Below are 15,848 nucleotides of genomic sequence, written 5' to 3'. Positions count from 1 at the left end.
TTCTGTTTCTCCCTGCTTACACTTCAACCTGACGTGAAACCACATCTTGTGCCGTATCTTTTTGTTCAAAGTGATAACGACCTGTCTTCAAGCTACTTGGACCTAAACGCGCAAACTTAAGCATTAGGTACACTTCGGCAATCAAAAACAGAGTGTAAAGTCCAATAATTGCAGCTAACGAGAACCATAATTGTGATGGTTCAAGACTAGAGGCAGCCATATGTACTGGTAGAATTTCACCAACTGCCCATGGTTGACGGCCATATTCCGCCACAAACCAACCTGCTTCAATTGCAATCCAAGGTAATGGAATACCATACAGTGCTGCTTTAAGTATCCATTTATTACCCGTAATTTTATGACGGCAAGATTGCACAAATGCAGCACCAATAATGGCAAACATTAGGAAACCAGCACCAACCATGATACGGAAGCTAAAGAATAATGGCCATACGCGAGGAATGGAGTCATCAACAGCTTGTTGAATTTGTTCTGGTGTCGCATCAACAACTTTATCAGTGTAAGGCTTCAATAACAGCCCGTAACCTAAATCGCCTTTTACTTCATCAAATGCGGCAATGTTAGCTGGTGTCTTATCACCTGCACGCAGTTTCTCAAGTAATCCATAAGCAACCATACCGTTACGAATACGCACTTCATGTTGTTTCTTCAGATCACGAATACCCGTTACTTGAGTATCAAGTGAACGTGTCGCAATAATACCCATTAGATATGGAATCTTAATCGCGTAATCTGTTTCCATTGTTTCTTGGTTAGGGAAACCAAATGCAGTAAATGCTGCTGGTGCAGGTTCAGTATGCCATTCAGCTTCAATCGCAGCTAACTTAGTCTTTTGAACATCACCTAATTCATAACCAGATTCATCACCTAGGATCATTACTGAAACAATTGATGCTAAACCAAATGCTGCTGCAATAGCGAATGAACGACGTGCGAAAGCAATATCACGTCCTTTTAGTAAGTAGTAAGAACTTACACCAAGGATAAACATCGCACCACATACATAACCAGATGCAACTGTGTGAACGAATTTAACCTGAGCAACAGGGTTAAATACAACGTCCGCAAAACTCACCATTTCCATACGCATGGTTTCAAAGTTGAAATCCGCACCTACAGGGTTTTGCATCCAGCCATTAGCAATAAGAATCCATAACGCTGAGAAGTTAGAACCTAACGCTACTAACCATGTCACGACAAGGTGTTGGCGCTTTGATAGACGATCCCAGCCAAAAAAGAACATACCGACTAAAGTGGATTCGAGGAAAAACGCCATCAGTGCTTCGATGGCTAACGGCGCACCGAAAATATCACCAACGTAGTGAGAGTAATAAGCCCAGTTTGTACCAAACTGGAATTCCATGGATAGGCCAGTAGCAACACCTAACGCAAAGTTAATCGCGAAAAGCTTACCCCAGAACTTTGTCATGTCCTTGTAGATTTGCTTGCCGGTCATTACATAAACCGACTCCATAATGGCTAATAAGAAAGCCATACCTAGAGTCAATGGAACGAACAAAAAGTGATACATAGCTGTTAAAGCGAACTGTAACCGCGATAGTTCGACGACATCAGTTAACATTGATAACTCCTTTTTTCACCAGGCTGACTGGTGCAGTACTACACAGTGTACCGATTATTGGGTTTAGCCAATCGTAGATAACAAACCGCAATATTGGTGATCTTCCTGATCGCATTTATCATGTTGATAATGGCGTCCATTCTATTGTTGCAGTTTTGTACCAAAAATATTGTTTTACTGTTATTCTACAGCTAATAAAGTCAACCCTAATATTACAGATATCAGCAATAATCTTCAAAGTATTTATTAATAGTTTTGCTTTGATATTTATCAAATAATACACCGCATGAAGACATCGAAAGCGTCAAACTTGATCTGCATCAATAAATACTAAGTTTATGAGTGTCCAATGAAATTTTCTGTTAATCCTCTTTTTAACTTACACTTAATGAATTGACATATCACCACACAATCTATTTTCATTTGATCATAAAGTGCACCATTTTAACAATGTTACCACCACGTAAATAACACAAAAAAATCTTTAATAAACAATGTACTGTAATATATCGTCAACCCATACTTTTATCGCTAATTAGCATTAAAAATGCTCATATTTATTCTAGCTTTGAGGTTAAAAATAACACCAAAGAATAAAAAAACATTTAATTACATGCCATTACGATAAAGCACCATTATTTGCTGTGATTTTTTAATCAAAAATAAGGTATTCGATCATTTTGTATTAAATAGATTTTAATAATGAGATCATGTTTCAATTAAAGAATGGTTTTATAGTGGCAAATAATTCTCATTTAAGGTCAAACTATCACCATAATCAGTCATCAACTGCACAATAATACTACGTCTAGTTGGCGATAAAATAACACTGTTACGATTATTAATATTTGTGCAAACTTTAAAAGGTTATCAAATGGTAATTATTGTTACTTTAATTAACATTGTTAGTGATAAATATATTTGTTATTCCGTTTTAATAATATCGAGATATAAAAAAACGAGATTATAATAATCTCGTTTTTGATAGTTATATTTTATTTAACTTTATTTTGTTTTGGGTATATCTAGCCCAAAATGCAAATAGGCTCGCTGAGTAGCAATACGTCCCCGTGGCGTTCGTTGTAAAAAACCTTGCTGAATTAAATAAGGTTCAAGCACATCTTCAATGGTGTCTTTTTCTTCACCAATTGCCGCTGCAAGATTATCTAAACCAACAGGCCCACCCATAAATTTATCAATAATGGCCATTAATAATTTACGGTCCATATAATCAAAACCGCTACTATCAACGTCAAGCATATCGAGGGCTTTACTAGCAACATCAGGACAGATATGACCATCACTTTTTACTTCAGCGTAATCACGTACTCGGCGTAATAGTCGATTTGCAATACGTGGCGTTCCACGAGCACGCATTGCCATTTCCATCGCACCGCCCTCTTCAAGTGATAAACCAAGATAGCTGGCACTGCGTGATACAATATCTTTAAGATCGTCGACCTTGTAATACTCTAAACGTTGCGTAATACCAAAACGATCGCGCAATGGTGATGTTAATGATCCCGCACGTGTTGTTGCACCAATTAAGGTAAACGGAGGTAAATCAATTTTAATAGAACGTGCAGCAGGCCCTTCACCAATCATGATATCTAATTGATAATCTTCCATTGCTGGATAAAGAATTTCTTCTACTTGTGGGCTTAAACGGTGTATTTCATCAATAAATAACACATCGTTCTCTTCAAGATTAGTCAGTAACGCAGCCAAATCACCCGCTTTTTCAAGCACAGGACCTGAAGTGGTACGAATACTTACTCCCATTTCATTAGCAACAATATTCGCTAGCGTTGTTTTACCTAAACCTGGAGGACCAAAAATCAATAGATGATCGAGCGCTTCGTTACGACGTCTCGCCGCTTGAATAAAGATTTCCATTTGATCACGAACATGATCTTGACCTTGATAATCATTGAGCAATTTCGGACGAATAGCACGATCAATAATATCATCTTCGCGTGGTGTCTCGAAATTACTGGAAACCAGTCTATCGGCTTCAATCATAATAAATACCTATTACAGAATGTGTAATTACACCATTGAACGAAGTGCATCACGAATAATCGCTTCACTAGTCATGTCTGGTTGAGCGACTTGTGCTACAACTTTTGCTGCAATTTGTGGTTTATATCCTAACGCCACTAAAGCACTAACGGCTTCATCTTCTGCACGTGCTTGAGCTGCTGGATGTTGAATTTCAGCATTAGACGCTGCAGTATCGAGTGCCGCGGTAAATAAATCACCTTCGCCCCAACCTTTCAGACGATCTTTCATCTCAACCACTAATCGTTCAGCGGTTTTCTTACCCACGCCTGGAATTTTCACTAATGTGGTTACATCTTCTAATTCGACACTGCGCACAAATTGACTTGCTGTCATTGCCGATAAAATCGCTAATCCTAATTTAGGTCCGACACCATTGGCTTTAATAACTTCACGGAACAATTCACGTTCACTTTTTTTATTAAACCCATACAATAATTGTGCATCTTCACGCACCACAAAATGAGTAAAAATAATCGCTTCTTGACCAATCTCTGGTAACTCATAGAAACAACTCATTGGCATCTGTACTTCATAGCCAATGCCGCCCACTTCAAGTAGTACTTCTGGTGGCTGTTTTTCAATCACAATTCCGCGTAGTCGACCAATCACAACATCATCTCTATAAATAGGAAGTAAACTGGCACTAGAATAGTAAACTACTGGATCAATATCCAGCCCTTTATGTGTGATCTTTACTAAACCCTAGTTAGAAAACCCACAATCTGTGATGTCATAAAATTAAGGCGATAAAAAAGCAGCGACTGCTGCTTTTTATAACCACGATAATCAAATCAATTAACGATAACGGCCGCGACGAGCACTGGTGGCTTTACCAGCCATTGCAATTAAGGTTTTATGTGTATGGGCATGACAAATAGCAATAGCTAATGCATCGGCAGCATCCGCTTGAGGTTTTCCTTCGAGCTTAAGTACTGAGCACACCATGTGTTGCACTTGAGCTTTATCTGCACCACCGTTACCAACAACGGCTTGCTTTATTAGTCGCGCTGCATATTCACTGACCGGTAAATCGGCATTCACAGCAGCAACAATCGCACTACCACGTGCTTGGCCGAGCTTGATCGCAGAGCTGGCATTTTTGCCCATAAACACTTGTTCAATCGCAAAACAATCAGGTTGAAATTGAGTAATGACCTCAGAAACCCCTGCATAAATCTGTTTTAATCGACCGGGAATATCTGGGCATGAGGTGCGAATACACCCACTACCTAAATATTCAAGTTTACGTCCGACTTGACGAATAACACCATAACCCGTGATCCTTGAACCGGGGTCAATACCTAAAATAATTGACATTTATATTCCGAAGCAAACACTTACTCTAGTGCTGCAGCAACTTCATCTGACATGTCACCATTATGATAAACTTCTTGAACATCATCCAGATCTTCTAACGCATCAATTAACCGTAATAGTTTAGGTGCTGTTGTTATGTCCAATTCCGCTTTAGTTGACGGAACTAATGTTACTTCTGCGTTCTCAGCAGTAAAGCCAGCGTTATCTAACGCATCTTTTACAGTACCAAAGTCAGCTGGTGTGGTATAAACATCAATTGAGCCATCATCATTGGTTTCAATGTCGTCTGCGCCAGATTCTAATGCAACTTCCATTACCGCATCTTCATCTAATCCTGTTGCGTAGGAAATAACCCCTTTCTTCTCAAAAAGGTAACTTACACTACCATCTGTCCCTAAATTACCACCCGCTTTAGAAAAGGCATGGCGTACACCAGATACAGTACGATTACGGTTATCGGTCATACACTCAACCATCACCGCAGTACCAGCAGGGCCATAGCCTTCGTAAATAACTGTTTCAACGCCATCATCACCTTCACCACCAGCACCACGACTAGCTGCACGGTTAATGGTATCGCGCGTCATATTATTTGATAATGCTTTATCAATCGCAGCACGTAGACGAGGATTATTCTCGGGTTCAGCGCCGCCTTCTTTTGCTGCAACGGTAATTTCACGAATTAGCTTGGTGAAAATTTTACCTCGCTTGGCATCTTGAGCAGCCTTGCGGTGTTTAATATTGGCAAACTTACTGTGACCAGCCATGAGTATCTCCTGCTGCTATTAATTAATATCCTCTAAAAAACATAAACTAAATACAGCATGAAAGCGAACAAAAGACTTTTACCAAAACAGTGTTAAATCTAATAGTTATAAAAAAAGCCAATCCCTGTATTAGGTGATTGGCTCATTCTAAGCTGCTCTTTAGACTGTTTAGGCTAAATGACAGTTAACAGCATAAGATTACTGTTGATCTTGTTCTTTTTTCTTAGCAATATTCACAGCAATAGAAAGCTCTTCTAGTGATGCAGGGTTAGCTAGGCTTGGCGCATCAGTCAATAGACATGCTGCTGCTGTTGTTTTAGGGAACGCAATAACATCACGAATGTTATCAGTACCACAAAGTAGCATTACCAAACGGTCAAGACCAAATGCAAGGCCTGCGTGTGGTGGTGTACCAAACTGCAGTGCATCCAGTAAGAAACCAAACTTCAGACGTTGCTCTTCAGTTGAGATACCTAGAATATCAAATACTGTAGATTGCATTTCTGAATTGTGAATACGAACTGAACCGCCACCAACTTCATAACCATTAATAACCATATCGTATGCATTAGATAATGCATCTGCAGGGTTAGCTGCTAGCTCTTCTGGAGTTAGATTTAGTGGTGAAGTAAATGGGTGGTGCATTGCAGACAATGAGCCATCTTCATTTTCTTCAAACATTGGGAAATCAACAACCCAAAGTGGTTTCCATGCAGACTTATCAGTTAGCTCTAGATCTTCACCCAGTTTCAGACGAAGTGCACCCATAGCTTCAGTTACAACACGCTTACTATCAGCACCAAATAAAATGATATCGCCAGATTCAGCTTGAGTACGCTCAAGAAGATTAGCTACCACTTCTTCGTTTAGGAATTTAGCAACTGGAGATTGAACACCCTCAATACCTGCAGCGCGATCGTTAACCTTCATCCATGCTAGGCCTTTCGCGCCGTAAATACCGACAAACTTAGTGTACTCATCGATTTGCTTACGGCTTAGAGATGCACCACCAGGTACGCGAATAACAGCGACGCGACCTTTAGGATCATTTGCTGGTGCTGAGAATACTTGGAACTCAACATCTTTAAGAATATCAGCAACATCTACTAACTCTAGTGGGTTACGTAGATCTGGCTTATCAGAGCCGAAACGACGTGCTGCTTCTTCAAATGTCATTACAGGGAATGCGCCAAGATCTACATTTAGTAGTTCTTTCCACATATCTGTGATCATTTTTTCAGTTGTCGCACGCACTTGATCTGCAGACATGAAAGATGTTTCGATATCGATTTGAGTAAATTCAGGCTGACGGTCAGCACGTAAATCTTCATCACGGAAACATTTAACGATTTGGTAGTAACGATCAAAACCAGACATCATTAACAGCTGCTTAAATAGCTGTGGTGATTGTGGTAATGCGTAGAATTTACCTTTATGAACACGGCTTGGTACTAAGTAGTCACGCGCACCTTCTGGTGTTGCTTTTGTTAGTACTGGTGTTTCAATATCAAGGAATGCGTTATCGTCAAGGAAACGACGTACAAAGCTTGATGCTTTAGCACGTAGCTTGATGCGATCGCTCATTTCTGGACGACGAAGATCTAAATAACGGTATTTAAGGCGTTGCTCTTCTGAGTTCTTTTGGTTGAAATCAAGTGGTAACGCTTCTGAACGGTTAATGATTTCAAGGCCAGTTGCATAAATTTCAACTTCACCTGTTGCCATGTCTTTATTACATTGGCTTTCAGGACGCTCACGCACTTCACCCGTTAGACGAATACAAAACTCGTTACGTAATTGGTTAGCTAGTCCGAAGATCTCAGTCATATCAGGATCAATAACAACCTGAACCACACCTTCGCGATCACGCATATCAATAAAGATAAGACCGCCCAAATCACGGCGACGGTTAACCCAACCGCATAAATCTACTGTTTGTCCTGCAAGGGACTTATTTAGGTGTCCACAATAATGGGTGCGCATAAGAAATTCCCAATCTATATATTTAGCATGCTTGTGTTTAAGTTACAGTTTACTGTTAACCAAAGCACAACTGGTTCAATCCCGACCGCTTGCTGTCTAATTTACGCATAAAATTGGATAGCAAGCCGGCCAAGAGGCAAAAATAACGAGCTATTATACCCAAACAGCCTCCGTTTGCGAAGTTAACCGCACGTTTATTCGCACGATCTACCACCAATCAAAAATGGAATCCTCAATGATCTTTTTCTAATGGCGGTAATTTAAGCTTTTCTTGAACGAATACTTTAAAATTAAACTGTATTTATCTTAACTTCATTGAGGATATTCATGACAAAGGCTATGACTTGCAGTGCGTTACCATTGCGATTAGGGTTAACTCAATGGTCACACAATCATTGGATTCAAAGCTTATATGGTAAAGGGTGTAAAAATGGCGACCGCCTAGCTCGTTATGCCGAAATATTTACTACCGTTGAAGGCAATACGACCTTCTATGCCACGCCTAATATGACAACGGTTAAAAAATGGCATGATGCTACCCCTGACCATTTTCGATTTACCTTTAAACTGCCGCAAACTATTACTCATCAACAACAACTCCGCCATTGTGATCAAGCTGTTGCTGATTTTCTCAATACGATGCACGTTTTAGCACCTAAAACTGCGATCTGGAAAATTCAATTACCGGCCCAATTTGGCCCTGATGCATTACCAGTATTAGCCAAATTTCTAAATAAATTCCCATCACACCTCACCACAGGTGTTGAAGTTCGTCATCCTGAATTTTTTACCAAAGGCGCGGCCGAACAAGCGCTTAACCGCTTATTAATTGAAAAAAACAGCAATCGAATTATTATGGATAGTCGGCCGCTTTTCTCGGCCCAAGCTACCACTGCAGCAATCATTGAAGCTCAACGCAAAAAACCTCGCTTACCCGTGCATGCGATAGCCACTGCCAATAACCCTGTAATTCGGTTTATCGGTCATCCAAATGATAGCCATAATGATCCTTTCTTTAATAACTGGTTACAGCGTATTCCTTTATGGCTGGCTGAAGGCAAACAACCATATCTGTTTATTCATTCACCTGATAACAACCATGCGCCCGAATCGGCGATGCGTTTATATCGGCGTTTACAGCAACAAGTTGCGCTGACAATCCCCTTAGTTGATTTAGCACAGCCTCAACACTTACAACAAAATCAACAAATCGCGCTACTATAACAACAACCAAACTCAGACCACCATTTACAATTATTAAAGACAAATGCTGCTATTTTCTCTACAATACGCGACCTTTCAAAGGTGATGGATCACCTGATGGCAGCTGTTTAACATAAACCGCCATCACAGTCCCTGTAGGATCCCTGTTCTTTATATATGATGAGGTTCGTGAGAATGGCAAGCCACGACAATATTTTTGCTACGCCAATTGCACAACTCGGCGACTTTACGTTTGATGAGCGTGTGGCTGAAGTTTTTCCCGATATGATTCAACGCTCGGTACCGGGTTATAGCAACATTATTTCTGCTATTGGTATGCTCGCTGAACGTTTTGCCAAACCGCATTCAAAAGTGTTCGATCTTGGCTGTTCACTAGGCGCTGCCACGTTATCAATGCGTCGTCATATTGATCAGGAAGGCTGTGAAATTATCGCCATTGATAATTCAGCGGCAATGGTTGAACGGTGTCGATTATTAGTTAATGCCTATCGTTCCGAAACACCAGTACAAGTAATTGAAGCCGATATTCGTCACGTTGATATTCAAGATGCTTCTGTTGTCGTGCTTAACTTTACTCTCCAATTTCTATCTCCCGATGATCGGCTCGCATTATTAGAGAAAATCTATGCCGGCCTACGCCCTGGTGGCATTTTGATCTTATCGGAAAAATACATTTTTGATGATGAACGAGCCAATGAACTGCTGATCGATCTTCATCACGACTTTAAACGAGCCAATGGCTATAGCGAATTAGAAATCAGTCAAAAGCGTAGCGCAATTGAAAATGTGATGCGCCCAGATAGCATTGAAACCCATAAACAACGTTTTAATGATATTGGTTTCTCTAGCTCTGAAGTGTGGTTCCAATGCTTCAACTTTGGCTCAATGTTTGCGATTAAATAAGGTTTACAGTTCCAATATGTTTAGTTTTTCAGCTTTTTATCAACTTCTCGCTCAACATGAAACGTTGCGCCCATGGTTAAATACTCTACCTAAACAATTAAGTGATTGGGAACAACAAGAACATGGTGACATGGCGCGTTGGGTACGTGCGCTACAAAAATTTCCAACCGATAAACCCGATCTTATTGATTTAAAAAATGAAGTCAGTGTTCGTAATGAAGTGCCGATTGCAGATGGTGAGAAGAAACGTTTAGAAAGCCTATTACGTTTACTTCACCCATGGCGTAAAGGTCCTTTCACTATGCACGATATTCATATCGATACTGAGTGGCGCTCTGATTGGAAATGGGATCGTGTATTACCTCACATTACTCCATTAAAAGGCCGCAGCGTATTAGATGTCGGCTGTGGCAATGGCTACCATATGTGGCGTATGCTCGGTGAAGGTGCCAAGCTAACTGTCGGTATTGATCCATCTAGTCTATTCTTAATTCAGTTTGAAGCCATTAAGCGTTTAATGGGTCAAGACGAGCGAGCATACTTATTGCCTTTAGGCATTGAGCAATTACCCGAGTTAAAAGCGTTTGATACTGTATTCAGTATGGGCGTTCTTTATCACCGCCGTTCACCATTAGATCATATTCTGCAATTAAAGAATCAATTGCGAGCTGGCGGTGAGGTAATTTTAGAGACATTAGTTATCGATGGTGATGAAAATACCGTGTTGGTACCGACTCACCGTTATGCACAAATGCACAATGTATATTTTTTCCCATCTGCTAAGGCTTTAAAAGTGTGGATGGAAAAATGTGGCTTTGTTGATGTACGTATTGTTGATGAGAATATCACTACTACAGATGAACAAAGAACAACCAACTGGATGACAAATAATTCCCTTCCAGAATACTTAGATCAAGAAGATAACTCAAAAACGATAGAAGGTTATCCTGCTCCTCGACGTGCGATTCTCATTGGGCGGAATCCTGACTAACGACTGACAAAAGGGATGCTGTTTGCATCCCTTTTTTGATGTAAACTAATGTTGTTATTATATAAAACAGACGCACATAGGAGATATGATGCTTCGTCTTAGCGTATCAGTAATTGCACTAGCTATACTTTCAGGATGTACCTCAAATGCAACGCTAGAGAAAAATCACCAACAAACTTTAGCTGCAATCAATAATGTTGAATCGCATATTGACACTAAAATCAATAATGTTTCGACACACGTTGAAAACCAACAACAATATATAGGCCAACTTGAAAGAAAATTAGCATCTATCTCAAAAGATATAAAATTTCTTAAGCATAAGAGCCTAACTCAGCCTAAAGTCATTATTGAAAAACAAATTGTTCGTGTTCCTGTTGAGCAACCTGCCACCGACTCTAAAACCGCTAATGGTAAAGCCATTTTAGGTCAAGAAGAATGGGTATGGATAGACTCAGTTAAGAGCCATTTTAAAGCACGTGTAGATACCGGTGCGACCACATCATCACTAAATGCAATCGATGTACAAACGTTTGAACGTGACGGTAAAGAATGGGTTCGTTTTAATTTAAGTCATGACTCTGCAATGGATACGCCAGCAGAAATTGCAGCGAATAACAAAGCAAAACCAGAAACTATTGAAGCACCTATCTTCCGCTGGGTACGTATTCGTCAGTCAACCTCTGAAGAAGCCGTTCGTCGACCAGTTATCGAAGCTTGGATCACTTTAGGCAATCTACACGAAAAAGCACAATTTACTCTCGCAGATAGAACGAAAATGGATTTTCCTATTTTACTTGGACGTGAATTCTTTAAAGATATTGCGCTAGTTGATGTAGGTAAACAATTTGTTCAGGGAAAGACTGAGCCCAAACCAGTCCAAGTTAACAAATAAATGATGAGGATGTCATGACGTCTAGAATACCCTTTTATATTCTTATATCGCTGTTAATTATTTCAGGTATAGGATTAAGCATGTACCGCCATGATGTTTATGGTGTGCCATGGACTCCCGGGAAAGAACGAGCAGTATGGGAAGTTGAAGCTCGAGTACAATTCGATGCTATTGGCGATCCTGTTCAAGTGAAAATGTCAGCACCAGGTACACAGCAGGGCTTTACTCTTATCGATGAAAGTACTTCATCACCCCCAGGTTACTCTGTTGTGATCCACAATACTAAAGATGGTCGTCAAGCCGATTGGGCAACACGCACCGCAATTGGTAAGCAAGTGTTGTACTACAAAACCCAATTACTAGTTGATGACCAAGCGCAATATAAGCCTGTGCCACCCAAAGGTGATGTTGCTGAAGTCAGTTTAAGTAATCCACAACAAACAGCAGCTACCGCATTATTAACCCATGCTCGCGATTTATCTGCTGATGATGTGACGCTAGCACGTGAGTTAATTCGTGAATTACATGATAACCAAAATCAAAATGCGGCAGTACTGCTTGATACAATGTCGCCAGCTGATGTTGTCACTAGCTTGCTTTCACTTGAAAATATTCACTCGCGGATTGTAAGTGGATTAACACTTGAAGATGGCCGTCGCCGTCAAAGTGTTTCGCCTATGGTTGAAGTGTGGGATAAACAACATAAGAATTGGCAGCTGTTTAATCTGACCACCGGTGAGCAAGGCAAACCTGAAAATGTAATGATTTGGAATCAGCAAGGTAATGCGCTACTTGATGTTGTGGGTGGCCGAAACTCAAATATCAGTTTCTCGATTATTGCCCAAGACATCACACCACAGCGTGCAACCCAAGAAAAGATTAAAGCAGAAGATCTACTGAATTTCTCAATCCATAGCTTACCACTTGAAGAGCAGGCGATGTTTAAAACCATCATGCTAGTTCCTATCGGTGCGCTAATTGTGGTGTTCTTACGTGTGATTATTGGTTTAAAAACCTCTGGTACTTTCATGCCAGTATTGATCGCGGTTGCTTTTGTCCAAACACAATTACTGACAGGTATTGTGGGTTTCTTACTGATTGTCGGTACAGGTTTGATTATTCGAAGTTACCTCTCGAAACTCAACCTACTTCTGGTGGCACGAATATCCGCGGTCATAATAACCGTTATATTGATTATTTCGATATTCACCGTAGTGGCATTTAAAATTGGTCTGATTGAAGGTCTAACTATTACCTTCTTCCCTATGATTATCTTGTCATGGACTATCGAGCGGATGTCGATTCTATGGGAAGAAGAAGGCGCGAAAGAAGTGTTTATTCAAGGTGGTGGTTCACTGTTAACCTCAGTGTTAATTTACCTTGCAATGACAACACCGCTTATTCGTCATCTAACGTTTAACTTTATTGGTGTGCAGTTCCTTATTCTAGCAGCGATCTTAATCTTAGGTAATTACACCGGTTATCGTCTAAGTGAGTTACGTCGCTTTAAGCCACTCGCTGAGGACTAAACTATGTCATTATTTTCACAGTTTACTTCACCACAAAAACTGCGTGATCGTGGCATCATGGGCATGAATAAACGTAACCATAGCTATATTGGACGTTACAATGACCGTAGTCGTTATCCTCTGGTTGATGACAAACTAAAAACCAAGCTCATTGCTCAACAAGCGGGAGCAACTGTTCCTGATTTAATTGGTGTTATCGATAGCCAAGCAACGGTTAAGCATATTCATCATATGGTTAAAGACTGGCCAGGATTTGTTATCAAACCTGCTCAAGGCTCAGGTGGTAAGGGCATTTTGGTTATTGTGAAGCACAAAGACGGCGTCTATGTTAAGCCCTCTGGCGCTGAGATTAATAAACAAGATGTTGAGCGCCACATTACCAATACGCTGGCAGGATTGTTCTCGCTTGGGGGTAAAAATGATGTTGCAATGGTCGAGAACCTAATTCAATTTGATAATGTGTTTGATGGCTTTAGTTATGAGGGCGTGCCCGATGTACGTGTGATCGTATTTAAAGGCTACCCTGTTATGGCAATGATGCGCTGTTCAACATCAGCTTCTGATGGTAAAGCGAACTTACACCAAGGTGCTGTTGGCGTTGGTATCGACATTGCGTCAGGAAAAGCGATTCGAGCGGTACAATTTAACCAACCGATTGAGCGTCACCCTGATACTGACCGTCTATTGAGTGAGCTTAACGTTCCTGAATGGAATAAATTGTTAGTGCTCGCGTCAAGTGCATGGGAAATGACGGGGTTAGGCTATATGGGAACCGATATGGTATTGGATAAAACCAAAGGCCCAATGGTATTGGAGCTTAATGCTCGCCCAGGGTTAGCAATTCAAATCGCTAACGGTACTGGTTTATTACCACGCTTACGCCATATTGAAGCAATGGGTGTGACGGCACATACACCAACACCTGAAGAACGGGTTGCCTATTGCGCGCATCAATTTGGTGCTAAGTCTGAGTTCTAATCTGGTTTTAACGCAATAATATTATTAGCCCTGATATGTTCAGGGCTTTTTATTATTTAAAATAAATCATTAAAGTTATCCATACGATTGTCGATAACTTAAGTATCTTATTTTATGTAGATAGTTATTCGTTACATGCAAACTCAATCGCTTGATAATATACAGCTTATTAATGAAATCCAACTCGGTACTAACCTCAACCATGCGGTTGAAGGTGGTCGTCGTGCTGATTTTGCATTAATGTTGGCGCTATTATCAGCTGATCTGCATGAAAACATTCCTGTTGATACTACGCCAGTTGAAACACAATCATCACAGCAACTACGAGCTTATTTTGAAATTCCAGCCTCACAGCCACTAACATCGACACCATCATGCTACTCACGCGCCGCTGAACAAGCACAAGCCTTTCACCAAGCAAGCTTAACCAGTACGCGCTTACTTGAACAATTACAGCCAACCGCTTTATCTTACCCGCCACAACAGACAAAAGGTTTGCCTGAAGATTTATTTCATAATTTATCAATTCATGAGCGCCGTAAACTTCCTCCTGTCGAGCCAAAGCCGTTGCAAGCGACGCCACAAGATCTTTATTTAGCATTAATTAAATCTAAACGACAAAGTGAAATGAATTGGGCTGCTTAGAGTAATATTTGCAGTTGATCAAAGATAAAATATCATCGCTGTGCAGATAAAATTAAAACAGAATTTGTTCGTGACCTTGCTCATAATTTCTTCTTTATTATTATTAGTTTGCAGTTTTATTGACTAGTATGGATATCAATAACCGCCTTAGAGATAACTATAATAATTTCGATACCTAGAAGGCATAAATCAGACTATTAAAACATTAAGGCTAGGAATATGCATATCGGACAATCAGTCGCTATTATTACCGATGCTGGTAATCCTATTGGTAAAGCTGTCGCCCTTCATTTCGCATCATTAGGCGCAACATTAGCCCTGGTCGATAATAATGAACCTGAGTTACAAAAGACCTTAGAATCTTGCTGTAAGATTAATGATGCCGCAGCCGCGTTTTACATACAATGCTACGATGAAGCTAGTATTCAGCAGTTATTTCAACAAGTGCGCAAACGCTTTGGAGCAATAAATATTTTATTAAATACCTGGGCTGGGACTGAAATACCGCAACTGTTATCACCGACGTCCATTACTGACTTTAATGATATTATGCAAAAAAGTGCGGCGAGTTTTTTTATTTTTGGCAAGATTGCCGCTGAATTTATGCAAAACCAACCCCATCAAAGTGTGATTATTAATTTAGCCTTAAGCCATGAGAATCATCATCCTCATACACCAACCACCAGTAAAACGGTTGTCAGTGGCTTGACACAAAGTTGGGCTACTGAGCTGGCAAATTTTAATATTCGAGTTGGTGGTATTGTGCCGATTAATTTACAAGACAAACACCATGATCAGCTGGCTATTGTTAACGTGCCAATGCAAGATGAAATAGCACGTAACGTTGAGTATATAGTAAGAAACGATTCTTTTAACGGCCGCATGCTAGAGTCTGAAATTGGCGTCTAATTTCGCAACCTCAAACAATAACTGTAATCAATAGGCTGAG

At 40.3% G+C, this 15,848-nt stretch carries 14 protein-coding genes; 8 read left to right on the top strand and 6 right to left on the bottom strand.

The features are described 5' to 3' along the window. Positions 1-16 precede the first annotated feature (16 nt). From cydA to aspS, 6 genes are all read right to left on the bottom strand, one after another. Positions 17-1,603, bottom strand: a complete 1,587-nt coding sequence (gene cydA, locus PAND9192_RS01540; protein ID WP_060996663.1) for a cytochrome ubiquinol oxidase subunit I — start codon at positions 1,601-1,603, stop codon at positions 17-19. Positions 1,604-2,608: 1,005 nt separating this feature from the next. Further along, positions 2,609-3,625: a Holliday junction branch migration DNA helicase RuvB gene (ruvB, locus tag PAND9192_RS01535; RefSeq protein ID WP_087852263.1), complete on the bottom strand. Its 1,017-nt coding sequence runs from the start codon at positions 3,623-3,625 to the stop codon at positions 2,609-2,611. A gap of 27 nt (positions 3,626-3,652) precedes the next feature. Continuing rightward, positions 3,653-4,276 carry a Holliday junction branch migration protein RuvA gene (ruvA, locus tag PAND9192_RS01530; RefSeq protein ID WP_060996665.1) on the bottom strand — a complete coding sequence of 208 codons (624 nt, stop codon included), beginning with the start codon at positions 4,274-4,276 and terminating at the stop codon, positions 3,653-3,655. A 186-nt stretch (positions 4,277-4,462) separates the two neighbouring features. Then, positions 4,463-4,984, bottom strand: coding sequence for a crossover junction endodeoxyribonuclease RuvC (gene ruvC / locus PAND9192_RS01525; protein ID WP_060996666.1), 522 nt, complete (start codon positions 4,982-4,984; stop codon positions 4,463-4,465). A gap of 20 nt (positions 4,985-5,004) precedes the next feature. Next, positions 5,005-5,751: a YebC/PmpR family DNA-binding transcriptional regulator gene (locus PAND9192_RS01520; protein ID WP_087852262.1), complete on the bottom strand. Its 747-nt coding sequence runs from the start codon at positions 5,749-5,751 to the stop codon at positions 5,005-5,007. Between the two features lie 198 nt (positions 5,752-5,949). After that, entirely contained in the window at positions 5,950-7,734 is a 1,785-nt protein-coding gene (gene aspS, locus PAND9192_RS01515; protein ID WP_087852261.1) for an aspartate--tRNA ligase, read from the bottom strand. Positions 7,735-8,061: 327 nt separating this feature from the next. Here aspS and PAND9192_RS01510 point away from each other — a divergent pair, with 327 nt between their 5' ends. From PAND9192_RS01510 to PAND9192_RS01475, 8 genes are all read left to right on the top strand, one after another. Continuing rightward, positions 8,062-8,958, top strand: coding sequence for a DUF72 domain-containing protein (locus tag PAND9192_RS01510; protein WP_234998884.1), 897 nt, complete (start codon positions 8,062-8,064; stop codon positions 8,956-8,958). 174 nt (positions 8,959-9,132) lie between these two features. Continuing rightward, positions 9,133-9,861, top strand: coding sequence for a carboxy-S-adenosyl-L-methionine synthase CmoA (gene cmoA / locus PAND9192_RS01505; RefSeq protein ID WP_087852260.1), 729 nt, complete (start codon positions 9,133-9,135; stop codon positions 9,859-9,861). Positions 9,862-9,877: 16 nt separating this feature from the next. Continuing rightward, a complete protein-coding gene (gene cmoB / locus PAND9192_RS01500) occupies positions 9,878-10,852 on the top strand; it encodes a tRNA 5-methoxyuridine(34)/uridine 5-oxyacetic acid(34) synthase CmoB (protein ID WP_087852259.1) in 975 nt (324 codons plus the stop codon). A gap of 88 nt (positions 10,853-10,940) precedes the next feature. Then, positions 10,941-11,747: an ATP-dependent zinc protease family protein gene (locus PAND9192_RS01495; RefSeq protein WP_087852258.1), complete on the top strand. Its 807-nt coding sequence runs from the start codon at positions 10,941-10,943 to the stop codon at positions 11,745-11,747. A 14-nt stretch (positions 11,748-11,761) separates the two neighbouring features. Then, on the top strand, positions 11,762-13,276 hold the full coding sequence (locus tag PAND9192_RS01490; RefSeq protein ID WP_087852257.1) for an inactive transglutaminase family protein: 1,515 nt from the start codon (positions 11,762-11,764) through the stop codon (positions 13,274-13,276). A 3-nt stretch (positions 13,277-13,279) separates the two neighbouring features. Continuing rightward, positions 13,280-14,254, top strand: coding sequence for an alpha-L-glutamate ligase-like protein (locus tag PAND9192_RS01485; RefSeq protein WP_087852256.1), 975 nt, complete (start codon positions 13,280-13,282; stop codon positions 14,252-14,254). Positions 14,255-14,389: 135 nt separating this feature from the next. Continuing rightward, positions 14,390-14,899, top strand: a complete 510-nt coding sequence (locus PAND9192_RS01480) for a VC2046/SO_2500 family protein (RefSeq protein WP_087852255.1) — start codon at positions 14,390-14,392, stop codon at positions 14,897-14,899. Between the two features lie 219 nt (positions 14,900-15,118). Beyond that, positions 15,119-15,808, top strand: coding sequence for an SDR family oxidoreductase (locus PAND9192_RS01475; RefSeq protein WP_087852254.1), 690 nt, complete (start codon positions 15,119-15,121; stop codon positions 15,806-15,808). Positions 15,809-15,848: the final 40 nt, after the last annotated feature.

Source organism: Photobacterium andalusiense, assembly GCF_900185625.1.
Taxonomy (GTDB): domain Bacteria; phylum Pseudomonadota; class Gammaproteobacteria; order Enterobacterales; family Vibrionaceae; genus Photobacterium; species Photobacterium aquimaris.
This window is presented reverse-complemented; position numbering and strand designations above follow the sequence as displayed.